Source organism: Streptomyces sp. NPDC002643, from assembly GCF_053592555.1.
On the sequence record NZ_JBSFVY010000029.1, the window covers coordinates 95,146 to 118,923 of the forward strand.

The following is a 23,778-nucleotide window of genomic DNA, read 5'->3' on the forward strand; positions in this document are numbered from 1 at the left end:
GGCCGGCCTACCGCTCGCGCGTCGAAGTGCGAGCGCAGGAGTCGCCGAGAACCATGCCGAGCGTCATGACCAGCCCTTCCGGAGAGACGTCATACGAGGCTCGCACGGCTGCCGCTCCTCGGGCAACTCGGCCTGACGGCCTCCTACTTGCCCAACTTGCCGCCACCCGGCCCAATTTGCCGCCACCCGGCCCAATTTGCCGCCGCCCGGCCCTGCTTGCCGCAGTCCGGCCCCGCTTGCCGCCGCCTGCCGCTACTTGGCGCCGCCGTCCGTACGACTGGCCAGCCGCTCATAGCGCTGCCGGGCGGCCTGCGGGGTCTGGAGCCCCAGCCCGAAGGCGATCTCCGGCCAGGTCATCCCGCGCCCCCGGGCCATCTCCAGCAGCCCGACCTCCAGTTCGTCCATCTCGCCCCGGGCGAGGGGGATCAGGGTGAGCGCGGCGGTGATGTCGGCGCGGTCGACCTCCGGTTCGCCGTCGGTCGGCAGCGCGGCCCCGCTGAGCAGGAACGACACCAGGCGGATCGCCTCGTGCGGGGCGAGGACATGGGGGTGGTTCTGCCGCCGGCGCTGCTCGTCGGTAGCCGCGTGCCGCTCGGCGATCCGGAACAGCGAGGTGTATGTGCGCTGGGCCCGCGCCTCGTCGGCGCTGGGAGGGGTGAAGGGGGCGCCGGGGGCGGTGAAGTCGGTGTCGGGTTCGTTCGGCTGCGGAGAATTCGGCTGTGGGGAAGTGGACGACATACAGCCAGCATCCGATGCAAACAATCTGTTGTCAACGAAATATTCATACGCACTCGAAGCCAACGCATCCGCGTTGACCTGCGGACCGACGCGCCAACCGCCTTGGGATGATGACCCCATGACCCACACGAGTGACTCCGCCGACTCGGCGATACGGGCCGCGGACACGGCGGAAGCCCTCTTCAACGGCCCCCTGTCCAACGGCGTCGAGGCGGAGCCGGCCACCGTCCTGACGTACCCCGGCGGAGCGGACCGCATCGCCCGTCGCGAGGCGTTCCGCCCCGTGTACGAGGCGATCGTGGCGCGTATCGGTGCCCCCACCCTCCTCGGCGGCGCGACCAGGGGCCCGAGCGTGCGCTGGTGCACCCGCGAACGAGTCCTGCTGTTGTCCGGCGACCACACCCACGTCGAACTGAAATTGCACGACGCCGACCGGTTCGACCAGGACGAATGGTCGGCCTTCGACCGTACGGACCTCGGGCGGAAGGGCGAGCCGCACGGCTTCGACCGACTGCCGTACATCTGGCAACTCGACCGCAAGGGCCCCGGATTCGCGAGCTCGTGGACGTACAACGGGGTGATCGTCGCGAGCGGTTGGGACCACGCGACCACCGGCCTCGAACTGATGCTGGCCGCGTGGGTGGAGCAGATTCCCGTGCAGGCCCCGGGGGACTGGATCGGCTTCAACCTCTGGACGGCCCGCGACTGGCGCCGCGACATGATCGTGGCGTACGAGGACGCCCACCTGTCCGTCGGCATCCACGACCGAGGCACCGAACAGACCGAGGAACACCAGGCCCGGATGCGTGAACGCGGCTGGCAGACCCTGGAGGACCACCAGTGGTGGCGCACGAAGGTGCCGGAGACCGACCCCGACGGCCCCCGCCGGATCGCCGAACTCGCCATCGCCGAGTGCCGCGCCCGCAAGGCCACCGGCCCCAACGAACTACGCGCCCACGACATCAGCGCGGGCGACAACGGCGAACTCTGGCTCACCGGCCTGGGCCTCCCGACCCACCCCTCCCGAGGCGAACACTTCTGACTCGCTCCGGCCTGCCCGGGTCACAGCGTGGCGGTGTCCCAGACTGTCGCGTTGCCTTGTTGCCGGACGATCCAGATTCCGCTGCCCTGTGGGGTTTCCACCGAGCGGGCCTTGAGATCTTCGAGATCGACCTCCTGCGGCCACCGGGTTCCCTCGATGGACCAGCGGACGCCGTAGAGGTCGATGCCGTTCAGGTCGGCGGTGCGCAGGTCGGAGGCCGTGAAGTCGTTGAGGAACCGGTCGAGTGACTCTTCGTCGAGAGGGGGCAGTTTCCGGCCGAGTCCGATTTCGAGGGCCTGGCGCACCGCTTCGGCGCGGTTGCGTACCACGGTGTTGATTTCGTCGAGGTCACAGGCGAGGGCGAGGACGAGGTCGTTGAGGAGGGCACCGGCATGGTCGAGCCCCGGGGCGAGGGCGCGGGTGAGGCCGTGGGCATGGGCGCGGGAGCGGGAGACGGTGAGGTAGTGGTCCAGGTACTGGGCGTGTTCGTGGGACACGGCGCGGGCGCGGATGAGCGCGCGCTCACGGGCACGTGTGCGCGTGCGGGAGCGGAGGGCGAGGTCGAGGGCGAGGGAGAGGCCGAGGGCGCGGTCGCGGGCAGTGTCGAGTGTCTGGTGCAGGTCGACGGGGAGGTCGCGGGCATGGGTGGCGCCGAGGGCGTCGTCGAGGTCGAGGGCAATGTCGAGGGCGTAGCTGAGTCGGAGCTCAAGGGCGTGTGCGCGGTCGCGCGCCGAGGCAATGGCCGAAGCAAGGGCACGAGCCGAGGCAAGGTCGCGGCCGGCCCTCACAACGCCAGGGTGGACCCGCAGTCGCATACGGGTCTGCGGGTCGACGGATGACAGGGGCTGTCCGGCATACGGGGACTCCGCCCTCGCGGTAGCCCCCTGCGGCCGGTCCTCCGGCGCGGGCGACGCCGAGGGAAGCACCTCCCGCAGACCCGCCGCCACATCGAGGACGCCATCGAGATCGTCGACCATCGCGGCCGTGCGCGACCCGAGCAGGACCTCCCGCAGACCGGCTTCGACATCGAGGACGCCATCGAGGTCGTTCATCAGGGCGCGCTGCCGGGCGAGCCAACGCTCCGCGGTCTCGTCGGGGCCGTCCGCCATGCTGTTGCTGATCACTGCTCCTCCCCCTCCTCGACGTTCCCGGCGATGGCGCGGCGGGCCTTCCTGAGGCTGGCGCGTACCGCCTCGGGGGTCATCCCGAGTTCTTCGGCGATCTCGGTGGGCGTGAATTCGCTGATGGTCCAGGCAAGGACCTGCCGTTGCCGGTGCGGCAGTCGCCTCACCTGCCGCAGTACGTCGTGACAGGCTTCCCAGTCCGCGACCGCGTCCCGTCGGAGCAGTGGCGAAGGCTGCTGGGGCGGTGGATCGACCGGCTCCTCCCGGACTTCGACGACATGCCGGATGTAGGCGCGTGACGCGACTTTATGGACCCAGGCCCGGGGTGTACGGAGCCCGGTCCACCGGCGGTACGCGCGGGCCATCGTGTCCTGGGCGATGTCCGCGGCGTCCGGCAGCGACGCGCCGTGATTGACCAGGAAGCCGACCAGGCCGCGGACGGTCTCGCGGTAGAAGGCCGAGAACTCCCTGTCCACGGCGAGACGTTCACGTCGGGTCCGGCCGAACGCGTCGAGGTCGGTCTCGGGCGCCGCCAACTCCGCTGCCTCGGCACCGGTTTCGTCCGCCGGCTCACGGGTGCTCACGCCGAACCATCCTCCGTACCGATGGACGTACGGGGTGAATCCGTCCCGGCAACGGCGCGGGTGATCTCCACCCGAAGCCGTTGCCCGTCGTTCCGCTGCTCATCGACCTTCAGGCACCCTCCGCCGACGACCGCGTCAACGGTACTGGCGAGGTACTGGCGTTGCACCCGTTCCCGCCGCACACGCCAGCGCAGCCGCAGCCACAGGCTGAGGACGGCACTCACCTGGGCGACGACGATCGAGACGATGGTGACGACGACCGTGGCCGTGTCCATGACGCTCTCCTCTCACGCGCGGGTGCCAGGACCAGCGGCCCGGCCCCGACACAAGGGAGAGCCCGGAAACGGCGGTTCCGTGAACTCCGGCGTCAAGAAAGCCGAGGAGCACTGCCGTTCGGGTATTCACCGACTCGGCGGAGCCGCCACGCCAGCCACGCCAGCGATGCCGGCCACACCCACCACACCCACCACACCCACCGCACCCGCCACGTCAGTCGTCTCAGTCCCCTCCGCCGCCCCCACCCCCGCAGCTGAACCCGCCGCCCGAACCGCTGTCGGAAGTGGAACTCGAACCGCAGTCCGAAGCGGAATCGGTGCCGGTGCCGGTGCCGGAGTCGTAGTCGTAGTCGTGCTCGAAGTCGTGGTCCAGGGCCTTGCCCATGCGGCGGAGGGCGCGGACCAGGGCGGACGGGATCGGCTGGGCGTCGGTGGTGTCGCGTCGGACGCGGCCGCGGGGGAGGGCCGCGGGGCCGGCGAAGACGTATGCGGGGAGGGTGCCGGTCCGTTCGGCCGACCGTAGTCGGCGTTTGCCGGCGCGGGTCGTTCGGTGCCGGGAGGCTGTCACCAGGCCCTGACCGGCCAGGCGGCGGGCGATCTCCTCCGCCTCCGGCGAGCGGCGCACGGCGGTGTGCGTGGCGGCGACGGTCCGGCTGCGGCGGCAGAATTCGAACGCGACGTGCTCCACCGGACGCAGGGGCGGCTGCCCGCCAACCGCGCGGACCCGCACCGCCCTTACCCGCGCGCCCTTCACCGTCACCAACTCGCGCCCCGCCAGCACGATCAGCGCGCAGTCGGCCACCCGATGGGCCCCACCCGCCAGGAACGCGGCCTCGTACAGGCCCAGCGCCCGGCCGTCGTCCCCGGCCGCCGCCCTGCTGCTCCTGCTCCTGCTCCGCCGAAACCCGATCCGCATCCGGGCCACCCCCTTCGAACACCCCCGCTTGCCCGCAGTGTCACCGGCCGGAACCACCCATAACCTCCCAACCACCCACTTCAGAGCAGCATTTGAGCTTTCCGCCCACGTCGGTTCCGGGGGTGCGGATCGCCGCACTCACCTGAACGGGTGAAACCGTGCATACCGCCACATAGGTCGGGCAGGCTGCCGTGTCAGCTTTCGCCGACCTCCACTGGGAATCCCCCGCATGCGCCGTCTCGCCGTCCTGCCCGCCGTCTTCGCCGTCCTCCTCGCCACCGCGCCGCCCGCCGTCCCCGCCGCCGTACCGCCGGGGTACGTGTACTTCTGGCGGGAGCCCAACCAGATGGGCGCCGGGGGAGCGTGGGACTACGCGCCGCCCGGCTACAAGGAGGCGGCGGACCGTGTGAAGCGCCACGCGTACTCCTTCGACTCCCACGCCCGCGCCAGCGTCTTCGCGATCAGCCACCCGCCCGGCGGCGGCTGCCTCTACCGGGAGATCCGCCCGGACGACTACGACAACAACTGGACGGCCTGGGCCACGAAGATCGACGGAGTCAGCGACACGAGGATGGGCTGCGAGCCGGGCTGATCCGGCGGCACCGGTTCATCGGCCACCAGTCATCAGCCCACCTCCTCCCCGAACCTCGGATGCGCCTCCTCTTTCGCCCCAGCCCCGGGCCCCGCCCCCGCTCCGGCCCTCACCCCTACCCCCGTGCGGCAGCGGCCCTCACCCTGGCCTGCGGACTGCTGCTCCTCCCCCTCACCGGCTGTACCACGACAACTGTCCCGCCCGACCTCTCGCCCGACGACGTCATCAAGGTCGCGACCCAGCGCCTCACCGACGACTGCCTTCTGCGGCAGGGGCTCACGCCGCCGCGGCCGGGGCAGAGTCCGCCGCCGGGTGATGAGCGGGAACGGGTCGACGCGGCGTTGTTCGGGGCGGGGCGGCCGGAGTTGTCGTTGAGGCTGACCACCGGGCATGTCGTCAGCGCCCATACCGACGGGTGTCTGGCAGCCGCCCAGCGGCGTCTCTACGGCGACCAACGCCGCTGGTTCCGCGCGTCGGTGGTCGTCAACAACCTCCGCCCCGAGGCCGCCCACACCCACCGCACCCTCGCCGAGGTCCGCGCCGACCGCCGAGCCGAACTCACCGACTGGCGCCGGCTGCGGTCCCACGCCCTCGCCCAGGCCACAGCCGTACTGGAGACCGGCTGACCCCTCCGACCCCGGCCGACCCCACTCGACGACCCACCCAGCACGAACCGATCAATACCGATCCAGACAGACCCGACCCGAACCGATCACCCCCGAAGGGAATCGCACCGAAAATGAACCGCCTCACCGCCCTGCTCTCCGCCGGACTCCTCACCCTCGGAGCCGTGCTGGCCACCGGCGCCGCCGCCGAGGCCGCCCCCTGCGGCAGCGGCAACTTCTGTGTGTGGACGGACGCCAACTACACCGGCATGAAGATCGAGTGGACCGGCGACGACCGCTGGTGGGAGAGCAACATCGCCGACGAGGACTCCTCGTGGGCCAACCACGGGATCTCCGGCCCCGGCGTCAAGGACCACGTCAAGGTGTACTCCAGCGCGCACCTCGGCGGCCATATGACCATCTGCCTCACCCCCGGCCAGGAGGTCGCCTACAACGGCGCCGCCAACGACAAGGGCGACTCCCACACCTGGGCGATGAGCTGCTGACCCCGTGAAGGGTGGGGCGTCCGGCCTCGACCGCCGGGCGCCCCGCCACCCCCGGTCCCGCCCTCACCGTCCCGGCCTCACCGTCCCGCCCTCACCTCGGCAACAACAACCCCCACGCCCCCTCCAGCACCGTCCACGTACGCGTGCGTACGGGTCCGGCGAGCAGGGAATCCGTGCGGTACCGGAAGTCCGCGCCGGAGACCGTCACCGACCGGCCGACCGCGTGCAGCGGCGAGGCCTCGGTCCCCAGCGACACCGGCCGTACCTCCACATCGGCCTTGCCGCCCGCGCCGGTGGCGATGGCCACGGTCTCCACCGGCTGGTCCAGGTCGACGAGCACCACCCCATCCACCTCCACCCGCAGCCGGGAGGGGCCGACCCCGGCCGCCGAGGTGACCCGTATACGGGCGGGCCGCAGGGGCCGCGAGCCCCGCACGGGCCGCGAAGGCCGCGTGGACAACGTACGGACGAGGGACTGCGGCCAGCTGCGCAGCCAGGCCGACGGCCCACCGCCCGCCCCACCCACCGCTCCACCCGCTCTGCCGCCCTTGTCCTCCGAACGACCGTTCCCGCCGCCCCTGTCCTGCGACCGGCCCTCCCCACAGCCGTCCCCGGCACCGGCGCTCACCCCGGGCCCGATCCCGATCCCGCTCCCAGCGCCGACCCCGGTCCCGACCCCGCTCCCGGCCCCGATTCCGCTCCCGGCCCCGATCCCGGTCCCCGACCCCACGTCCTCACCGGCACCCGCCGACCCGGGCCCCGACCCCGGAGCCGGACCCGCTCCCCACCCCGACCCCCTCCACGTCGCCACGCCCTCATCCCCGTCGCCTTCCCACTCCCTCTCCTCCTCGCCGTCCCCCTCCGCCTCCGCCTCCAGCGCGGTGGCCCCCGCGAGGGCCGGAATGCGGAGGCGGCCCAGTACCACCCCGTCGCTCTCGTCGACGAGCAGATCGAGCCGGCGCTCGGTGCCGTCGAGGGCCGTGCGGGCGGCGGTCACCGGGTTCGTCGGAACGCCCAGGGTCCGGGCGAGGCCCAGGGCCACACCCACCGGGACCATGGACAGGGCGCACGCACCCAGCTCGCGCCCGCGGTGCAATTGAGCCACGGTCCGCAGCAGCGCGCGGTCGTCGCCGACCACCACCGGCCGCCGGGAACCGCGTCGCGCAAGGGCCCGGGAGAATTCCTCGGGACCGTCCGGAAGACAGATCTTCGTACTCGCCGCACCCGCGCTGAGCACGTCTTTCGCGATCCGTACCGCCTCACCGTCCGTGTGACGGGCGAGGGGGTCGATGACCACGAGGAGCTGGTCGCCAGTCGCCACCTCGGTCCTGCCTCGCTTCCTCGGGTAGCATCTTTGTGCAAGAGCCCCTTGCGCTATTGCGCCAGGGGCTTCGTCTATTCCGGGGCACCCGGGTCCAACAGTGTGCGACCAACGACGGTCGCGCGGTGCACGCGGCGGCCACTCCGTCACCGCGTACGCCCCCGACCTTGGACATGCCCCGCCCGGAAGGGGTGTACGCGCGTGCCCGCACTTGTGCTGCTCGGTGCTCAGTGGGGTGACGAGGGTAAAGGGAAGGCCACCGACCTGCTCGGCGGCTCGGTCGACTACGTGGTCCGCTACCAGGGCGGCAACAACGCTGGCCACACGGTGGTCGTCGGCGACCAGAAGTATGCCCTTCACCTTCTCCCCTCCGGCATCCTCACACCGGAGTGCACTCCGGTCATCGGCAACGGCGTCGTCGTCGACCCGTCGGTCCTGCTCTCCGAGCTGAGCGGTCTGAACGAGCGTGGCGTCGACACGTCCAAGCTCCTGATCAGCGGAAACGCGCACATCATCACTCCGTACAACGTGACGACGGACAAGGTGACGGAGCGTTTCCTCGGGAAGCGGAAGATCGGTACGACGGGGCGCGGCATTGGGCCGACCTACGCCGACAAGATCAACCGTGTCGGTATCCGCGTCCAGGACCTCTACGACGAGTCGATCCTCACGCAGAAGGTCGAGGCGGCCCTCGACATCAAGAACCAGGTCCTCACCAAGCTCTACAACCGGCGCGCGATCGCCGTCGAGCAGGTCGTCGAGGAGCTGCTGGGCTACGCCGACAAGCTCGCCCCGTTCGTCGCCGACACGGTCCTGGTCCTCAACCAGGCCCTCGACGACAACAAGGTCGTCCTCTTCGAGGGCGGTCAGGGCACGCTCCTGGACATCGACCACGGGACGTATCCCTTCGTCACGTCCTCCAACCCCACCGCGGGCGGTGCGTGCACGGGCGCCGGTGTCGGCCCCACGAAGATCAGCCGTGTCATCGGCATCCTCAAGGCGTACACGACCCGCGTCGGCGCCGGCCCGTTCCCGACGGAGCTGTTCGACGAGGACGGCGAGGCGCTGCGCCGCATCGGCGGTGAGCGGGGTGTGACCACCGGCCGTGACCGTCGCTGCGGCTGGTTCGACGCCGTGATCGCCCGTTACGCGACCCGTGTCAACGGCCTGACGGACTTCTTCCTCACCAAGCTCGACGTCCTCACCGGCTGGGAGCAGATCCCGGTCTGTGTGGCCTACGAGATCGACGGCAAGCGCGTGGAGGAACTCCCCTACTCGCAGTCCGACTTCCACCACGCCAAGCCGGTCTACGAGACCCTTCCGGGCTGGTCGGAGGACATCACCCAGGCGAAGTCCTTCTCCGACCTCCCCAAGAACGCCCAGAACTACGTCAAGGCGCTGGAGGACATGTCCGGCGCCCCGATCTCCGCGATCGGCGTGGGCCCGGGCCGTGACGAGACGATCGAGATCAACTCGTTCATCTAGTCCGGCGTGTTCATGAACCCGGGCGAGCCGCGGAAGCGGCTCGCCCGGCCGGGGTGACGCTCGCGATGCGGTCGCGCAGGTGCTCGATGTAGCGGTGCAGGTTCTTCGCGGCCGTGTCCGTGTCGGGATAGCGGGCGGCGAACTGCAGGCCCTCGTGGAGACGGGTCGTCCAGGCGCAGACCTGGTCGCCGTACGAGACCCGGATCAGGCCGTAGGTCCGCAGCTCCCGCCAGCGCTCGGAGAGCGGTGTGCCCCGGGTGTCCACGTACGACACGATCGAGTACAGGTCCGGGGAGGTCGGGCGGAAGTCCTCGCCCAGGAGGTGCAGGACCCGCTGGACGGGCATACGGGACAGGGGGCGGTTCTCGCGGAGTGCCGCGCGGACCATTCTCAGGACCGCGTCGAAGTGCGGGGCCTCGCCCACCGGGATCTCGATCGGGGCGCCGCCCACGTACCAGCCCACCGAGTCCGACCAGCGGGACTTCACCCGGGTGTGGAAGGGGACCACCGTGCGGTAGACCTGCTGACCGCCGATCTCGTGCACGGCCAGGGCCGTGGCCGCCAGGATGCCGACCTGGCTGCCGCCGTACGGTCGGCAGTACGCCTCGAAGGCCGACGCCTCCGTGTCGTCGGCCAGCGTCTCGGTGACGAGGCGCTGGGTGGGCAGGGGGCCACCGGAGTCGTTCAAGCCCAGGTCCACGGGGAAGCTGGGCAGTCTGCCGTCGCAGCGGCGGATGAACGACCGCCAGCGCGAGACGATCTCGTGGGTGGCGTCGATGCCGTCCGCGTCCAGGCGTTCCGCCGCGCAGAAGTCCAGATAGCTCGCCGCGGGGGAGGCGTCCAGGGGGCGGCCCGCGCGTACGGCCTCGTACAGCTCGTGGATCTCGGCCGGGATGCGATGGACCGAGTACGCGTCCACGTTGCTGTGGTCGAAGGCGAGGTACACGCCGGCGCCGTCGGGCCGGGTGACCGCCGTGTAGATGTAGTTCGGCCAGGTGAGGGCGTTGGCGACCGTGTCGAAACGGTCCTGTAGATAGCGGGTCAGGGTCAGGGGGTCGGTGAAGTCGCCCTTGTCCTCCCGGTGGAGGGCCATCGCCCCGGGGTCCAGGGTGAAGCGGCGCAGTTCGTCCTCCTGCCAGCGGAAGCCGCTGCGCAGCGTCTCGTGGCGCAGGGTCCAGCAGCGCAGCGCCTCCTGGAGGGCGTCCAGGTCGACCGGGCCGGGGATGTCGAACGCCGTGCCCAGCCAGGTCGGTACGAACAGGCCGTCCTCGTGCACCGTGCGGGCGGTACGGACATGCGCCTCCTGCAGATACGCCGGGGGGCGGGGGTCGTCCGGCGTTCTGGACGCGGTCGCGACGGACGTCGGGTGCAGGGTCCACTCCACGAGGCGGCCGGGGCGGATCTCACAGCGCTGGATGTCGGTCACGCGCACGGGGCTCTCCGATCGGTGGCAGACGGCGATGTCACTTGCGATGCCACTTCTCGTTGCCAACGAGCGGATGATCCGAAGGGAACGCCCCGTTCCGGCTCAGCTGAAGACGATCATCGAGCCTTGGGCAAGGCTTCTGGTCGCCGCCGCGTGGAGGCCCAGCCAGACATGGCGTTCACGGGCGAAGGGGCTGGGGTCGTACGGCGCCGGAACGGCCGGTTCCTCCAACTCCGTGGGCTGGAGCGGCGCTTCGGGCCGAGCCGGGGGGTTCGCCGGGTCTATGCCGATCGACGGGGCCACGAACTCCAGTTCCCTCAGCAGGGCGTGGGAGGAGCCCAACGGGCCGCCCCCGGCGAGGAGTTCGTCGCTGGACAGCGGCGCCGGGAAGTCGACCGGGACATAGACACCGGCGTGGTCGTAGTGCCAGACCAGATGCGACTGCTGGGCCGTGCCCTCGAACATCTCCAGCAACTGCTCGTAGTCCCCGCCCAACTCGTCCACGGGCGTCACCGGGAGCCCGCACACCTGGAGCAGATAGGCCCGGCGAAGGAAATGCAGCGCGTCGTAGTCGAAACCCGCGACCGGGGCGACATCTCCGGTCATCCCCGGCATGTACTGGAACACCGGCACCGGTGGCAGCCCGGCCTCGCCCAGCACCTCGTTGTAGAGCGCGAGTTCCTCGGCGAAGGGATTGTCGGGCGTGTGGCACAACACGTCGACGAGCGGGACCAGCCAGAGGTCACAGGCCAAAGGAGAACTCCTCGCGTCATCCGGCACGCACACGCACGGTAGGGATACGTTCGCGTACGGCACACAGTGGTCAGGGAAGCGTAATGGCTGGGGGCCGCATCGGTCCCCGTCGTGCAGGTCCCGCAGTCCCCGTAGTACAGGTCCCGCAGTCTCCGTCAGGAGGTCCTTCAGCCCCCGTCGTGCAGGTCCCATACCCATGCACCGGCCATCCATCTCCCTTCCTTCCCGACCAGCTTGTTCACCGTCTCCCGGAGCTGGTCGTCGTTCGTCTGCGGGACGAGGACCAGCGCGCCCGCGTGCCAGTACGCGAAGTCCCGGCGGGCCTGGGCCTGCCAGTTCACCCCGATCACCGGCAGCTCGCCGCCGTAGCGGACGTCCCTCAGGAGGTTGGAGGTGTGGCGGGGGACGGCGCCGTAGATACCGGTGCGGTCCTCGCCGAAGGGGCCGTTGAAGTAGCCGCCGGGCATCCGGAAGCCGAAGTCGGCGGTGGTCTGCCAGTGCAGCGCCTCCGCGTTGCCGGCGTCCGGCAGGGGCACGGGGACCAGGGTCTCGCCGGCCTCGACATCGACGTACGCCTTCCACGTCCCGTCCGCGATGAACGCCGGGACCTCTCTGCGCTCCTCCGACGTCAGCGGGGCCGGGACGATCGGCAGCAGGGCGAGGGTGATCGCCAGAAAGCCGGTGTAGAGGGTGGTGGTTCTTTGCGCGGCCGCGAGGCGTTCCCAGGCGAGGGCCAGCAGCATGCCCAGTACCGGGGCGCAGATCATCGCCACCCGGGCCTCGATGACCGACTCGAACAGGGGCCGTTCCGCGAGGAGCGCCCAGGGGCCGGGGACCACCAGGTCCGTCTGCGGGAGGCGGAACTCCTTGCCGAGGGAGAGGACGGCGGCGGCCAGGGCGGTGAAGCCGAGCGCCTTCACCAGGGGGCGTTCCCAGAGGCGTACGACGATGCCGAGGGCCAGGAGGACCAGGGGCCAGCCGTAGAAGGCGTTCTGCTCGGTGGGGTTGAGGGAGAGCGCGTCGGCGCGTTCGCGGTCGCCGGCGAGGAGGGAGCGTTCGGCGAAGGAGAGCAGGGCGAGGGGGCTGTTGGCGGTGTTGTCGCCGTGCGCGATGTCCTTGTAGCTCTGGGGGCCGAGGAACTGCCAGGACAGCGGGACGGCGACGAGGGGGAGCGCCACCAGCGCCGCGACGCCCAGCCCCTTCAGCAGGGGGCGCCAGACCTCGCGGGCCACGTCCGGGCGTACGACCGCGTACGCGGTGGCGAAGAGCAGCATGCCCATCGCGGCCAGCAGCAGGGGTTCCTCGCCGAGGAAGATCTGGTAGGCGGCCATCAGGCCGAGGACGACACCGTCGCGTCGTACGGAGCGTGTCCCGTCGCCGGGGTGCGGGGAGCCGCCCGTACCCGTACCCGTACCGGTCCCGCCGCCCGTGCACAGCCGCAGCGCCCGGTCGATGATCAGCGGCAGCATGAACAGGACGATGAAGTTGGGGTGGGCGTTGGCGTGGCTGACCATCGGGGGCGCGAACGCGGCGAGGGTCGCGCCCGCGAAGGCCGCGCCCCGGTGGCGTACGAGCCATTTGACGAGCAGCCAGTACCAGGTGGCGGCGGTCGCGGCCAGCCCCAGGGTCATCACCAGGGAGAGGGTGACCGCCGGGCCGAGGGTGAGGGTGAGCGGGGCGAGGGGGACGGAAAGGCCCAGCATGACGGTGTTGGCCATGAGGTTGACGCCGTCGGGGAAGCCCTGGAAGTCGGTGAAGAGGGGGTTGCGGAGATGGCGGAGGTTGTCGGCCGTCACCGCGAAGAACCACTCCCACTGGTTCTGGTCCTGGAGGGAGTCCGGGAGATAGCGGCCGTCCGGGTCCGCCCAGCGGCCGGAGTACAGGGCGACGGAGAAGAGCAGGAAGAGGCTGAGGGCGAGGAGGTCGGTGGGGCGCAGGCCGCGCGTTTTCAGGGCGGCGAGTTCGGCGAGGACGCGGGGGTAGTCGGTGGGGCGGATCTTCGAGCCGGGCTGGTGCGACCAGTGGACGGGGACCTCGGCGACGGGCCAGCCCGAGCGGTGGAAGTGCCGCAGGATCTCCACATCGATGCCGAAGCCGTCGAGCCGGGAGGCGCCGAAGGCCTCGCGGGCGTAGTCGCCGTCGAAGAGCTTGAACCCGCACTGGGTGTCGCGGATACCGGGCACGACGAGCCGGCGTATCAGCAGGTTCCCGGCGCGGCCGAGGGTCTCGCGCACCCGGTGCTGACGCCGCCCGATGCTGGCGCCCGGGGCCTCGCGGGAGCCGATCGCGGCACGGTTGCCGTCGGTCAGGGCCTTGTCCAGGCGCTCCAACTCGTCGATGGGGGCGGCGAGATCGGCGTCCGTGAGCAGCACCCGACGCCCGTACGAGGCGCGGACGCCGAGCCGCAGCGCGTGCCCCTTGCCCCGGTTGGCCGGGCCGCCGCTGATCAGCTGGACGCGTGAGTCACGGGCGGTGTAGGCGGCGACCACGTCCCGCGTACCGTCCGTCGAGCCGTCGTCGACGACGATGATCTCCCAGGTGGCGACGGCGTCGGTCGCGGCGAGATGGGCGATGACCGCGTCGAGGGTCGGGGCGAGCCGGGCTTCCTCGTTGTAGGCGGGGATGACGACGGAGAGGTCGACGCTCACGCGGGGGCCGACGGTGGTGGCGGGCAGCCCGGAGAGCGTGGTCATGCGTCGGCCGGGGGTTCCACCCGGGGGCCCTCCGGCTGTTCCTTCGACTGCCCCTTCGGCTGTTCCATCAGCTGTTCCACGAGGGTGAGGGAGTGGGTGTCGTACTCGGCGACGATCTGCCGGGCGGCGGACGGGTCACGGCGGGTGAGGGCGTCGACGAGATCGGTGTGACGGGCCCACAGCCGGCCCCGGAGGTCGCCCGCGCGGCGCAGATGCTGCACCGCGCACACCCAGGACCGCACACGCAGCCGGTGCAGGAAGTCCGTGAGGTACGGGTTGCCGAACAGGGACGTCAACTCACGCCAGAACCGCAGGTCGTAGCCGACGACGATGTCCAGGTCACCGGCGGTCGCGGCCCGCCGCGCCTCCTCGCCGCGCCGCCGCACCCCGGCGAGCGAGGCGGCCGTACGGGGGTCGACCCTGCGGCCGCCGATCCGGCGGAACATGCCGTCGGTGACGAGGATGCGGGCCTCGACCATGCTCCGGTAGTCGGCCGCCGAGTACTCGTGGACCTCGAAACCCCGGTGCTGTACGGCGTCCAGCAGACCCTGCGCGGACAGGTCGACAAGGGCCTCGCGCACGGGCGTCGCGGAGACCCCGTACTGCTCGGCGATCTCCTTGACCGTGAACTCCTGCCCGGGCTTCAGTCTCCCGGCCAGCACCTCGTCACGGAGCGCGTCCGCGAGCTGCTGTCGCAGGGTGCTACGGGTCACGGCGCCGTTGCCGCCGCCCTTGCCGCCGCCGGTGCCGGGCATCGTGGTCTGGGTCCCCCATCCGCGTACGCGTACGCATTCCTGTGCGTGCTCTCTGTGTTCTCTTACGAGCACGTCACCTTACGCGTTCGGGTTCCGGCGAAGGTGTTTTGGTTCGGTCGACCGGACGGATGTGCCGCTTGGGGGACGACCGACATGAATCGGCCACGGGGATGGGGGTCTTGCCGGGGTTCCTGAGGGGGCGTCGGGGGGATGGGATTGGTGCTGGTGCTGGTGCTGGTGCTGGTGCTGGTGCTGGTGCTGGTGCTGGTGCTGGTGCTGGTGCTGGTGCTGGTGCTGGTGTTGGGCGTGGTGGGTCGGGGCGGTGTTGTGGTGATGGGAGATGACGATGGGTGTGAGCATTCGGGCCGCTGACGAGCGGGACGTCGTGGGTCTGGCCGAACTGATCGAGGAGATCGAGCGGTTCTATGGGGCAACGGAGATCCAACCGTTCGAGGAGCGCCGGTCCCAGGTCGAGGAGGCCCTGTTCGGGTCACCGCCCCTCGCGTCCGCTCTCGTGGTCGAGGAGGAGGACGGTGGCGGCCTTGTCGGCCTTGCCGCCTACTCCTTTCTCTGGCCGGCCGCGGGTTCCTCCCACTCGCTCTTCCTCAAGGAGCTGTACGTCCGTGACTCGCTCCGGCGGCAGGGTGTCGGCGCCCGGCTCATGGGTGAACTGCGCGCCCTGGCCGCGGCCCGGCCCGGCTGCGGCCGTGTGGAGTGGATGACGGACCGTGACAGCACGGGCGCCCGGGCCTTCTACAAGTCGCTGGGGTTCTCGGAGTTCGACGGGAAGATCGTTTATCGGGTGGATACGGGGGTGGTCTGAGATCACTCCGTGTACTCGTCCGCCACCCCCAACGCCGCGTCCAGTGCGGCCAGGCCCTCCTTCGCCTCCGCCTCCGTGATGTTGCACGGCGGGACGATGTGGGTGCGGTTCATGTGGGTGAAGGGCCAGAGGCCGTGGGACTTGGCCGCGTTGGCGAAGGCGAGCATGGGGGCGTTGGCGGTCCCGGTCGCGTTGTAGGGGACCAGGGGTTCACGGGTTTCTCTGTTCTTCACCAGCTCCAGGGCCCAGAACATGCCCATGCCGCGTACCTCGCCCACCGAGGGGTGGCGGGTGGCCAGTTCGCGTAGGGCCGGTTCGATGACCGTCGTGCCGACGTGGGCCGCGTGGTCGATGATTCCCTCCTCCGCCATCGTGGTGATCGTGGCCACCGCCGCCGCGCAGGCCAGGGGGTGGCCGGAGTAGGTGAGGCCGCCGGGGTAGGGGCGCCTGGCGAAGGTCTCGGCGATGGCCGGGGAGATCGCTACGCCGCCCAGCGGTACGTATCCCGAGTTCACGCCCTTCGCGAAGGTCATCAGGTCGGGGACGACATCGAAGTGGTCCGCCGCGAACCACTTGCCCGTGCGGCCGAAGCCCGCCATGACCTCGTCGAGGACGAGGACGATGCCGTGGTCGTCGCAGAGGGCGCGGACGCCGGCCAGGTAGCCGGGGGGCGGGGGCATGATTCCGGCCGTGCCCGGGATGGTCTCCAGGATGATCGCGGCTATCGTCTGCGGGCCCTCGAAGGCGATCGTCGTTTCGAGGTGTTCCAGGGCGCGGGCGCACTCCTGTTCCTCCGTCTCCGCGTGGAAGCGGGAGCGGTAGAGGTACGGGGCCCAGAAGTGCACAACCCCGGCCGTGGCGGTGTCCGAGGGCCAGCGGCGCGGGTCGCCGGTGAGGTTCACCGCCTGCTGGGTGCCGCCGTGGTACGAGCGGTACGCGGCGAGGACCTTGGGGCGGCCGGTGTGCAGCCGGGCCATGCGGACCGCGTGCTCGACCGCGTCCGCGCCCCCGTTGGTGAAGAAGATCTTGTCCAGGTCGCCCGGCGTCCGCTCCGCGATCAGCCGCGCCGCCTCCGACCGCGCCTCGACCGCGAACGCCGGCGCGAACGTCGTCATCGTCGCCGCCTGCTCCTGGATGGCCGCGACGACCTTGGGGTGCTGGTAGCCGATGTTCGTGTAGACGAGGCCGCTGGTGAAGTCGAGGTAGCGGTTGCCGTCGTAGTCCCAGAAGTAGGACCCCTTCGCCCCGGCGACGGGGAGCGGGTCGATGAGTTCCTGCGCGGACCAGGAGTGGAAGACATGGGCCCGGTCCGCTGCCTTCACCGCGGCGCCGACCTGGGGATTTGGGTGACGGGGAGGAGAGTTGAGAGGCGTGATGGGGGCCATGGGGGTGAGGCTAGGGGCGTGGGGAGCGCGGGCGATATCGGCGACCTGTCTGTGGGTGGGGCGGGAACGCGACAGGTTGTCGCTGTGTTCTCGCCGACGGGCGCCGATCCATCGTCTTCGGACGCCGATCCATCGTCTTCGGGCGCCGACTCATCGTCTTCGGGCGCCGCGTCAGTGCCTCCGGCTCTGCGTCACCGTCTTCGGCCGCTGTCTTATGGCTTCCGGCCGTCGCCCCGCGCCCCTCCTGTCCTGCCTTAGCGCCTTTGGCCGCTGCCTCAGTGCCTCCGGCTTTGCGTTACCGTCTTCGGCCGCTGTCTTATGGCTTCCGGCCGTCGCCCCGCGCCCCTCCTGTCCTGCCTCAGCGCCTTCGGCCGCTGCCTCAGCGCTTCCGGCCGCCGCTCCATCCCGCCCCGGCTGCCGTCTTGTCGCTGCCGCGGCCGTCATCCCCGTGCCTCCGGCTCTGCCTCATCGTCTTCGGGCGCCGCCTCAGCGCCTCCGGCTCTGCGTTACCGTCTTCGGCCGCCGTCTTATGACTTCCGGCCGCCGCCCCCGCGACTCTCCGGCCCTGCCTCAACGCTTCCGGCCGCCGCCTCGGCGCTTTTGGCCGCCGTCCCCGTGCCTCCGGCCTCCGTCTCACCGCCTCTGGCCGCCGTTCCACCCTGCTCCGGTCCGCCCTTTTGCCGCTGTCGGCCGCCGCCCCGCTGTGCCTCCGGCCTCCGTCTCACCCCCTCCGGCCGCCGCCGCCCCGCGCCTCCGGCCGCCGCTCCCCCCACCCCTCCCGCTGTTACGGAACCGTAGACACCGGCCCAGCCGACTCCCCCGTACGACCGCATTACGATCGGTCCGTTGTGCGCGCAAAGTGCGTGTACATGGGGGAAAGCTCGGGGGAAGGCGGGGGCGGTAGCCATGGAGAAGCTTGGGCCTGGAGATCCGCAGAGGATCGGGGCGTACCGGCTGCTCGCACGGCTGGGTGCCGGCGGGATGGGGAACGTGTACCTCGCCCGGTCCGACCGCGGCCGTACCGTCGCCGTGAAGCTCGTCCGGCGGGAACTGGCCGTGCAGGAGGAGTTCCGGGCGCGGTTCCGGCAGGAGGTGGCGGCGGCGCGGCAGGTCGGCGGGTACTGGACCGCGCCGGTCCTCGACGCCGACACCGAGGCCGAGATCCCCTGGGTCGCCACCGGGTACGTCGCCGGGCCCTCCCTCCAGGCCGTGGTCGGGCGGGATCACGGGGCGCTGCCCGAGCGGTCGGTGCGGATTCTCGCCGCCGGGCTCGCGCACGCGCTGGAGGACATCCACGCCGCCGGGCTCATCCATCGCGACCTCAAGCCGTCCAATGTGCTGATCACCATCGACGGCCCCCGGGTCATCGACTTCGGGATCGCCCGCGCGCTGGAGACGGTCACCGACGGTGGACTCACCCGGACCGGCGCGGTCATCGGATCGCCGGGGTTCATGGCACCCGAGCAGGTGCGCGGCGATCGCATCACCCCGGCCTGCGACGTCTTCTGCCTCGGGTCGGTCCTCTCCTACGCCGCCACCGGCAACCTCCCCTTCGGTTCCGCCAACTCCGGCGTCCACGCCCTGATGTTCCGCATCGCCCAGGAGGAACCCGACCTGGAGGGGCTGCCCGAGGAGCTCTACGACCTCGTACGCCAGTGTCTGCGGAAGGACCCCGCCGCCCGTCCGACCCTGGCCCAGATCCTGGAACGGACCGGCGCCGAGGACACCGTCTCCGCCGGCCGCTCCCGCGACCCCTGGCTGCCGAGTGCGCTGGTGGCTCAACTGGGGCGGCACGCGGTGCAGTTGCTGGAGGCAGAGGTTCCGGAGGAGCCGGAGGGGGCGCGGGGCGCCGGGGGTACGGAGGGGAGAGAGGGCGGGACGGCGACTCCCGGCCCCGGCCCCGGCCCCGGCCCCGGTCCTGACTCCGGCCAAGGATCTTCCCCCGGCCAGGGCTCCGGTCCCGGCTCCGCCTCCACCCCGGGTCCCCACCCCACCCCGGCCCCGGCCAACGCCCCCGACCTCCGCAAGCCCCCATCCGACCGCACCCCCCAACCGCCCTCCACCGCACCCGAGGGCGCCGCCGTACCGCCCCCGTCGGGCACCCCGGGTGCCGTACCGCTGTCACCGGGCACCCCCGGCGCCGTACTGCCGTCACCCGGCACCCCCAGCACCCCCGGCGCCGTACCGATGTCACCCGGCACCCCCGGTGCCGCCCCCCTGGACCGGCTGCCCACCCAGATCGCGGGCTCCGCCGGCTCCCCACCACCTTCGCCGAGCGCCCCGGCCGGTTACGGCTTCCCGCACCAGCCCCAGCACCCCCAACAGCCCCAGCACCCCCAACAGCCTCAGCACCCGCAACAACCCCCGCAGCAGTACCCCCAGCCCCAGCAACACCCCCACTCCGCCTACGGCCAACAACCGGCGCCCCCACCCGGTTACGGCTACCCCCAGAACGCCGCCGCCCCGCAGGCCCCCTACGGCGCGTACCCCCCGTACGGTCATGACGCCGCTCCCTCCGGCTACGGCCGGCCCCCCGGCGGTCACCCGGGAGCGGCGGCCCCCGGCCACGGCTCGACCCTGCCGTACGGGGCGCCGGCCCCCGCAGGCCCCGAACAACCCCGCAACAGCCGTCGCTCCTCCGTCCTCCTCGTGCTCGTCGCCCTGGTCGTCGCGCTCGGCGCGGGCGGTGCCGTCTACGCGGTGATGAAGAACGGGGACGGCGGCACGGCGGACGACGCCAAGGGCGGGACGACGACCGGGGCGCCGACGACGCCGGGGTCCACCACGCCCGAGCCGTCGGACCCGGCGACATCACCCGACCCCACCACCTCCTCCGCGTCCCCGGACGCGGGGACGATCCCGGAGGGGTTCCTCGGCACATGGAGCGCGACCATCGACGGCACGGGCGGCGGCGACACCCGTGAACTCGTCATCCAGCAGGGCGAGGTCGGCGAGACGGTGCTCTCCCTCACGGCGGACGGCCCGCTCGACGGCGGCGGCACCTACCACTGTGTGTTCGAGGCGGCGCTGACCGAGGAACCGGCCGACGGCGGCCCCCTCCAACTCGGCCCGTCCACCGTCACCGTCGGCGAACCGGCCGCCTCCTGCACCCCGGGCGCCGCCACGACCGTCACCCTCCTGCCCGACGGAAGCCTCCGCCGCGTGGACACGGCGGGGAAGACGGTGACGTACACCAAGGACGGCTGACCCACCGCCCGGAGAGCCTGGACAGGACGAAGCCGGCGATGCGCCGGGCGGGTTTCCGCTGCCTCGCCGCCGGGCGGGATTCCCGCTGCCTCGCCGGGCGAACTTTCGCTGAACTTCCGGCGCGGCATCCGATATGTCCGGTCCCCGCCCGCACCCGAGCCGTACCGTCGATCGATGCCCACGCTCGGCTTCGGAGCGTGAAGCTCGGGGAGTGGCTTCGGGGGAGTGGCTCACGTGCAGGATTGGCTGAGCGCGGAGAACGTGGTGGCCGTGGCGACCGCCGTGGTCGGTGTGGCGGCGTCCGCGCTGATGGTCTGGTACGAGCGCAGGGTGCCGAGAAGGAAGCGCATCGGCTACCGCGTACAGATGGACAACCCGATAGGCCACGAGGTGCGTTCGGGGCGGGCCAACGTCCGGCTCGGGCTGTTCGGCGAGGGCCCGGACATGTCCGACGCCACGCTGGTGCTGCTGCGCGTCGAGAACGACGGTTCGCAGAGCATCGCCGACAACGACTACACCGGCCGTGAACTCCACGGCCTCACGGCGATCTTCAGCGGACGCGTCATCCGTGGCGTGTCGGTCACCCAGCCACCCGGCACCGACCACCTCATGGACCACTTCACCCCGTCCGCCGGCTTCGGCTACCGCGACGGCGTCCTCCGTATCCCCCGCGTCCCCCTCAACCGGGGCGACCACTTCAAGCTGCTCGTCCTCCTCTCCGGCGGCGACGTCGGCAGCCCGATCCGCCTCAGCGGCGGGATACGGGACGGCGAGGTCCACCCCAACCGCAGCGCCACCCCCGACGACAAGGCTCCCCTGTTCAGCAGACCCGCCCGGCTGATCACCGTCCTGCTCACCCTCTGTGTGATCGCGCTGGCCGCGATCATCGTCGTACGGGACGACACCCCGCCGCCCATCGAGTGCGAGACGGGCGAACTGACGCTGACCGGGTCGACGGCGTTCGCGCCGGTCCTGCGCGGGCTGGCCGAGGACTACGAGAAGGAGTGCCCGGGGTCCGAGATCGAGGTGGATGCGAGAGGCAGTTCGGCGGGCGTCAACGAACTCTCCTCGCTCGGTGGTCAGATGAAGAAGGGCTCGCCGTCCGTCATCGCCTTCTCCGACGGGCCGAGTACGAGCGCGGACCCCCAACTCGTCGGCCATCGCGTCGCGTTGTCCGTCTTCACCCTCGTCGTCAACGACGGCGTCCACCCGCCCCGCGACAGCCTCACCCTCGACGACGTACGCCGTATCTACAGCGGCGAGATCACCCGCTGGCGACAGCTCGGCCCGTCCCTCCCCGACATCCCCGTCGTCCTCGTCAGCCGCGACGCCGACTCCGGCACCCGGCAGGTCTTCCAGCGGATGGTCCTGGACGGCTGGGAGCGCGTCGCCAGTACGTCCCTGGACTGCCGCCGCGACGATCTCTCCGCCGCCGTCACCCGTTGCGAACTCGACTCCACCGAGCAGGTGCTGGCCAAGGTCGCCGAGATCCCCGGCGCCATCGGCTACACCGAACTCACCCTCGCCGCGGGCCGCCCCGGCCTGCGCCGCCTCTCCCTCGACGGCCACGCGGCCTCCGTCGACCGCCTGGAACGGGGCGACGCCACCTACCCCTACTACGGCGCCGAGTACGCCTACACCTACCGTCGCCCGGCCGCCGACTCCCTCGCCGACAGCTTCCTCGCCCACATCAGGAGGGGGACCGCGCAGAACGTCATCCGGGGGCACGGCCACGTCCCGTGCGAGACGGCGACCGGAGCGAGGCTGTGCGACGAGAGGGCCCGGGACGACGAGGGCGGGTGAGCGGGCCGTACGCCCCCTTGTCGCCGTCTTGGCGTGTCCACGACGATGGCGGTGGTCTGATCCATCCGGCCCCACTGGTCCCCTAGTACCACCGGAGGAACCATGCCCCCCACCAGAAGAACCCTCCTGACGGCCTCGGCGGCGGGCGCGGCCGGTGCCGTGGCGGCCGTCGGCGCGACGGCGAGCCCGGCGACGGCCGCACCCCCGACATCCCCAACGCCCCCGTCGTCCTCGTCACCCCCGTCGTCCTCGTCGGTCTCGTCGTTCTCCTCCAGCAACGGGAAGCTGCCCCCGACCGCCCAGCGCCCCACCCCCGAACTCCGTGCCCTCCTACGGGAGATCGACCCGGCGCGCATCGAGGCGACTATCCGCAGGCTGGTCTCCTTCGGCACCCGGCACACCCTCTCCGCCCAGGACGACCCCGTACGGGGCATCGGCGCCGCCAGGGACTGGATCTTCGAGGAGCTGACGTCGTACGCGGAGGCCTCCGGCGGCCGCATGACGGTCGAACTCCAGTCGTACGTCCAGGAACCGGCCCCCCGCATCCCCGCCCCCACCCGCATCACGAACGTCGTGGCGACCCTGCGCGGCTCGCTCACCCCGGACCGTGTGTACGTCGTCTCCGGGCACTACGACTCCCGCGTCACGGACGTCATGGACGCGACCTCGGACGCGCCGGGCGCGGACGACGACGCCTCCGGGGTGGCCGTCGCGATGGAGCTGGCGCGGGTGATGGCGCGCAGGCGCCCGGCGTCGACGATCGTGTTCGCGGCGGTGGCGGGGGAGGAACAGGGGCTGTACGGCGCGGCGCACATGGCGCAGCGGTACCGGTCGGCCGGGGCGGACGTCCAGGCGATGTTCACCAACGACATCGTCGGCAGCTCCACGGCGGACGACGGCGACAAGGACCCGTACACGGTCCGGCTGTTCGCGGAGGGCGTCCCCTCCTCCGAGACCCCCGAACAGGCCGCGATCCGCCGCTCGGTCGGCGGCGAGAACGACTCCCCGGCCCGCCAGCTGGCCCGTTTCGTCCGGGACGTCGCCGACAACGACGCGACCGGGATGCGGGTGCGGGTCATCCACCGCCGGGACCGCTACCGCCGGGGCGGCGACCACATCCCGTTCCTGGAGCGCGGTTACCCGGCCGCCCGCTTCACCGAGCCCGCCGAGGACTTCGCCCACCAGCACCAGGACGTCCGGGTCGAGAACGGCAGGCAGTACGGCGATCTGCCGGACTTCTGCGACTTCGCGTACACCGCGAGGGTGGCCAAGGTGAACGCCGCGACGCTCTGGACCCTGGCGCAGGCTCCCGGCACCCCACGAGACGTCCGCATCCTCACCGCGGACCTCACCAACGCCACCCGGCTGACCTGGGCCCGCGGGCCGGAGCCCGACCTCGCCGGCTACGAGGTGGTCTGGCGCGAGACGGCTGCCGCCGAGTGGACCCATGTGGTGCCGGCCGGTGATGCCACGGTCACGTCGTACGAGATCGATTTGTCCAAGGACAATGTGTTTTTCGGTGTGAGGGCGGTGAATGGGGCGGGTTTGCGTGGTCCGGTGGCGTTTCCCACGCCGGGGTAGTCGTCCGGCCGACGCCTTATGGCTCGGGGGGCTGGTGCGGTTCCGGCGCCTGCGGGAGCGCCGTGGTCGCTCGCGCAGTTCCCCGCGCCCCTTAAAGACACGGCCCTGCGGGCCGATGAAAAAGCGGGGCGCAGCCCCCGCTTTTTCAGGGGCGCGGGGAACTG

21 protein-coding genes are annotated in these 23,778 nt (G+C 71.4%); 10 read left to right on the plus strand and 11 right to left on the minus strand.

Annotated elements, in window-relative coordinates; translation table 11 throughout:
• Positions 1-252: 252 nt before the first annotated feature.
• Positions 253-738 carry a DNA-binding protein gene (locus tag ACWD4G_RS34520; protein WP_451300563.1) on the minus strand — a complete coding sequence of 162 codons (486 nt, stop codon included), beginning with the start codon at positions 736-738 and terminating at the stop codon, positions 253-255.
• A 118-nt stretch (positions 739-856) separates the two neighbouring features.
• Between ACWD4G_RS34520 and ACWD4G_RS34525 the strand changes: the two genes are divergently transcribed.
• The gene (locus ACWD4G_RS34525) at positions 857-1,780 is read left to right on the plus strand and encodes a hypothetical protein (protein ID WP_451300565.1); all 924 of its coding nucleotides are present in this window, start codon (positions 857-859) and stop codon (positions 1,778-1,780) included.
• Positions 1,781-1,800: 20 nt separating this feature from the next.
• On the opposite strand, the gene ACWD4G_RS34530 is transcribed toward ACWD4G_RS34525, so the two are convergent.
• The 4 genes from ACWD4G_RS34530 to ACWD4G_RS34545 form a co-directional block, all read right to left on the minus strand.
• Positions 1,801-2,904, minus strand: a complete 1,104-nt coding sequence (locus ACWD4G_RS34530; protein WP_451300567.1) for a hypothetical protein — start codon at positions 2,902-2,904, stop codon at positions 1,801-1,803.
• A complete protein-coding gene (locus tag ACWD4G_RS34535; RefSeq protein WP_451300569.1) occupies positions 2,901-3,488 on the minus strand; it encodes an RNA polymerase sigma factor in 588 nt (195 codons plus the stop codon). The genes ACWD4G_RS34530 and ACWD4G_RS34535 overlap by 4 nt, the downstream gene beginning before the upstream one ends.
• Positions 3,485-3,763, minus strand: coding sequence for a hypothetical protein (locus ACWD4G_RS34540; RefSeq protein WP_451300571.1), 279 nt, complete (start codon positions 3,761-3,763; stop codon positions 3,485-3,487). Before ACWD4G_RS34540 ends, ACWD4G_RS34535 begins: the two co-directional genes overlap by 4 nt.
• A gap of 223 nt (positions 3,764-3,986) precedes the next feature.
• On the minus strand, positions 3,987-4,679 hold the full coding sequence (locus tag ACWD4G_RS34545; RefSeq protein WP_451300573.1) for a TIGR04222 domain-containing membrane protein: 693 nt from the start codon (positions 4,677-4,679) through the stop codon (positions 3,987-3,989).
• 229 nt (positions 4,680-4,908) lie between these two features.
• On the opposite strand from ACWD4G_RS34545, the gene ACWD4G_RS34550 reads away from it, so the two are divergent.
• The 3 genes from ACWD4G_RS34550 (at position 4,909) to ACWD4G_RS34560 (ending at position 6,382) form a co-directional block, all read left to right on the plus strand.
• The gene (locus ACWD4G_RS34550; RefSeq protein ID WP_451300575.1) at positions 4,909-5,271 is read left to right on the plus strand and encodes a hypothetical protein; all 363 of its coding nucleotides are present in this window, start codon (positions 4,909-4,911) and stop codon (positions 5,269-5,271) included.
• Positions 5,272-5,330: 59 nt separating this feature from the next.
• The gene (locus ACWD4G_RS34555; protein ID WP_451300577.1) at positions 5,331-5,897 is read left to right on the plus strand and encodes a hypothetical protein; all 567 of its coding nucleotides are present in this window, start codon (positions 5,331-5,333) and stop codon (positions 5,895-5,897) included.
• Positions 5,898-6,010: 113 nt separating this feature from the next.
• Entirely contained in the window at positions 6,011-6,382 is a 372-nt protein-coding gene (locus ACWD4G_RS34560; RefSeq protein WP_451300579.1) for a peptidase inhibitor family I36 protein, read from the plus strand.
• A 91-nt stretch (positions 6,383-6,473) separates the two neighbouring features.
• On the opposite strand, the gene ACWD4G_RS34565 is transcribed toward ACWD4G_RS34560, so the two are convergent.
• A complete protein-coding gene (locus ACWD4G_RS34565; RefSeq protein ID WP_451300581.1) occupies positions 6,474-7,703 on the minus strand; it encodes a diacylglycerol kinase in 1,230 nt (409 codons plus the stop codon).
• Between the two features lie 201 nt (positions 7,704-7,904).
• Here ACWD4G_RS34565 and ACWD4G_RS34570 point away from each other — a divergent pair, with 201 nt between their 5' ends.
• The gene (locus ACWD4G_RS34570; protein WP_451300583.1) at positions 7,905-9,188 is read left to right on the plus strand and encodes an adenylosuccinate synthase; all 1,284 of its coding nucleotides are present in this window, start codon (positions 7,905-7,907) and stop codon (positions 9,186-9,188) included.
• Positions 9,189-9,198: 10 nt separating this feature from the next.
• On the opposite strand, the gene ACWD4G_RS34575 is transcribed toward ACWD4G_RS34570, so the two are convergent.
• The 4 genes from ACWD4G_RS34575 to ACWD4G_RS34590 all read right to left on the minus strand — a co-directional run bounded on the left by ACWD4G_RS34575 (position 9,199) and on the right by ACWD4G_RS34590 (position 14,815).
• Positions 9,199-10,620 (minus strand): condensation domain-containing protein, encoded by a 1,422-nt coding sequence (locus tag ACWD4G_RS34575; protein WP_451300585.1) that lies wholly within the window; start codon positions 10,618-10,620, stop codon positions 9,199-9,201.
• Between the two features lie 96 nt (positions 10,621-10,716).
• A complete protein-coding gene (locus tag ACWD4G_RS34580; RefSeq protein WP_451300587.1) occupies positions 10,717-11,367 on the minus strand; it encodes a hypothetical protein in 651 nt (216 codons plus the stop codon).
• A 167-nt stretch (positions 11,368-11,534) separates the two neighbouring features.
• On the minus strand, positions 11,535-14,060 hold the full coding sequence (locus tag ACWD4G_RS34585; protein ID WP_451300589.1) for a dolichyl-phosphate beta-glucosyltransferase: 2,526 nt from the start codon (positions 14,058-14,060) through the stop codon (positions 11,535-11,537).
• Entirely contained in the window at positions 14,057-14,815 is a 759-nt protein-coding gene (locus tag ACWD4G_RS34590; protein WP_451300591.1) for a GntR family transcriptional regulator, read from the minus strand. The genes ACWD4G_RS34585 and ACWD4G_RS34590 overlap by 4 nt, the downstream gene beginning before the upstream one ends.
• 210 nt (positions 14,816-15,025) lie before the next feature.
• On the opposite strand from ACWD4G_RS34590, the gene ACWD4G_RS34595 reads away from it, so the two are divergent.
• Positions 15,026-15,187, plus strand: coding sequence for a hypothetical protein (locus tag ACWD4G_RS34595; RefSeq protein ID WP_451300593.1), 162 nt, complete (start codon positions 15,026-15,028; stop codon positions 15,185-15,187).
• Positions 15,162-15,638 (plus strand): cyclophane-containing RiPP N-acetyltransferase HaaN, encoded by a 477-nt coding sequence (haaN, locus tag ACWD4G_RS34600; RefSeq protein WP_451300595.1) that lies wholly within the window; start codon positions 15,162-15,164, stop codon positions 15,636-15,638. The genes ACWD4G_RS34595 and haaN overlap by 26 nt, the downstream gene beginning before the upstream one ends.
• A gap of 2 nt (positions 15,639-15,640) precedes the next feature.
• On the opposite strand, the gene ACWD4G_RS34605 is transcribed toward haaN, so the two are convergent.
• A complete protein-coding gene (locus ACWD4G_RS34605) occupies positions 15,641-17,023 on the minus strand; it encodes an aminotransferase class III-fold pyridoxal phosphate-dependent enzyme (RefSeq protein ID WP_451300597.1) in 1,383 nt (460 codons plus the stop codon).
• A gap of 906 nt (positions 17,024-17,929) precedes the next feature.
• Between ACWD4G_RS34605 and ACWD4G_RS34610 the strand changes: the two genes are divergently transcribed.
• The 3 genes from ACWD4G_RS34610 (at position 17,930) to ACWD4G_RS34620 (ending at position 23,614) form a co-directional block, all read left to right on the plus strand.
• Positions 17,930-20,230, plus strand: a complete 2,301-nt coding sequence (locus ACWD4G_RS34610) for a protein kinase domain-containing protein (protein WP_451300599.1) — start codon at positions 17,930-17,932, stop codon at positions 20,228-20,230.
• Positions 20,231-20,464: 234 nt separating this feature from the next.
• Complete coding sequence (locus tag ACWD4G_RS34615; protein ID WP_451300601.1) at positions 20,465-22,033, plus strand: PstS family phosphate ABC transporter substrate-binding protein; 1,569 nt, start codon at positions 20,465-20,467, stop codon at positions 22,031-22,033.
• Positions 22,034-22,135: 102 nt separating this feature from the next.
• The gene (locus ACWD4G_RS34620) at positions 22,136-23,614 is read left to right on the plus strand and encodes a M28 family metallopeptidase (protein WP_451300603.1); all 1,479 of its coding nucleotides are present in this window, start codon (positions 22,136-22,138) and stop codon (positions 23,612-23,614) included.
• The last annotated feature ends 164 nt before the right edge of the window (positions 23,615-23,778 follow it).

What these genes read in the sequence shown, in the direction of transcription:
- ACWD4G_RS34620 (WP_451300603.1), top strand. Translation starts at nt 22,136, where the DNA reads ATGCCCCCCACCAGAAGAACCCTCCTGACGGCCTCGGCGGCGGGCGCG.
- ACWD4G_RS34560 (WP_451300579.1), top strand. Translation starts at nt 6,011, where the DNA reads ATGAACCGCCTCACCGCCCTGCTCTCCGCCGGACTCCTCACCCTCGGA.
- ACWD4G_RS34590 (WP_451300591.1), bottom strand. Translation starts at nt 14,815, where the DNA reads ATGCCCGGCACCGGCGGCGGCAAGGGCGGCGGCAACGGCGCCGTGACC.
- ACWD4G_RS34610 (WP_451300599.1), top strand. Translation starts at nt 17,930, where the DNA reads ATGGAGAAGCTTGGGCCTGGAGATCCGCAGAGGATCGGGGCGTACCGG.
- ACWD4G_RS34555 (WP_451300577.1), top strand. Translation starts at nt 5,331, where the DNA reads ATGCGCCTCCTCTTTCGCCCCAGCCCCGGGCCCCGCCCCCGCTCCGGC.
- ACWD4G_RS34605 (WP_451300597.1), bottom strand. Translation starts at nt 17,023, where the DNA reads ATGGCCCCCATCACGCCTCTCAACTCTCCTCCCCGTCACCCAAATCCC.
- ACWD4G_RS34520 (WP_451300563.1), bottom strand. Translation starts at nt 738, where the DNA reads ATGTCGTCCACTTCCCCACAGCCGAATTCTCCGCAGCCGAACGAACCC.
- ACWD4G_RS34595 (WP_451300593.1), top strand. Translation starts at nt 15,026, where the DNA reads ATGGGATTGGTGCTGGTGCTGGTGCTGGTGCTGGTGCTGGTGCTGGTG.
- ACWD4G_RS34525 (WP_451300565.1), top strand. Translation starts at nt 857, where the DNA reads ATGACCCACACGAGTGACTCCGCCGACTCGGCGATACGGGCCGCGGAC.
- ACWD4G_RS34545 (WP_451300573.1), bottom strand. Translation starts at nt 4,679, where the DNA reads ATGCGGATCGGGTTTCGGCGGAGCAGGAGCAGGAGCAGCAGGGCGGCG.
- ACWD4G_RS34585 (WP_451300589.1), bottom strand. Translation starts at nt 14,060, where the DNA reads ATGACCACGCTCTCCGGGCTGCCCGCCACCACCGTCGGCCCCCGCGTG.
- ACWD4G_RS34550 (WP_451300575.1), top strand. Translation starts at nt 4,909, where the DNA reads ATGCGCCGTCTCGCCGTCCTGCCCGCCGTCTTCGCCGTCCTCCTCGCC.
- haaN (WP_451300595.1), top strand. Translation starts at nt 15,162, where the DNA reads ATGGGTGTGAGCATTCGGGCCGCTGACGAGCGGGACGTCGTGGGTCTG.
- ACWD4G_RS34540 (WP_451300571.1), bottom strand. Translation starts at nt 3,763, where the DNA reads ATGGACACGGCCACGGTCGTCGTCACCATCGTCTCGATCGTCGTCGCC.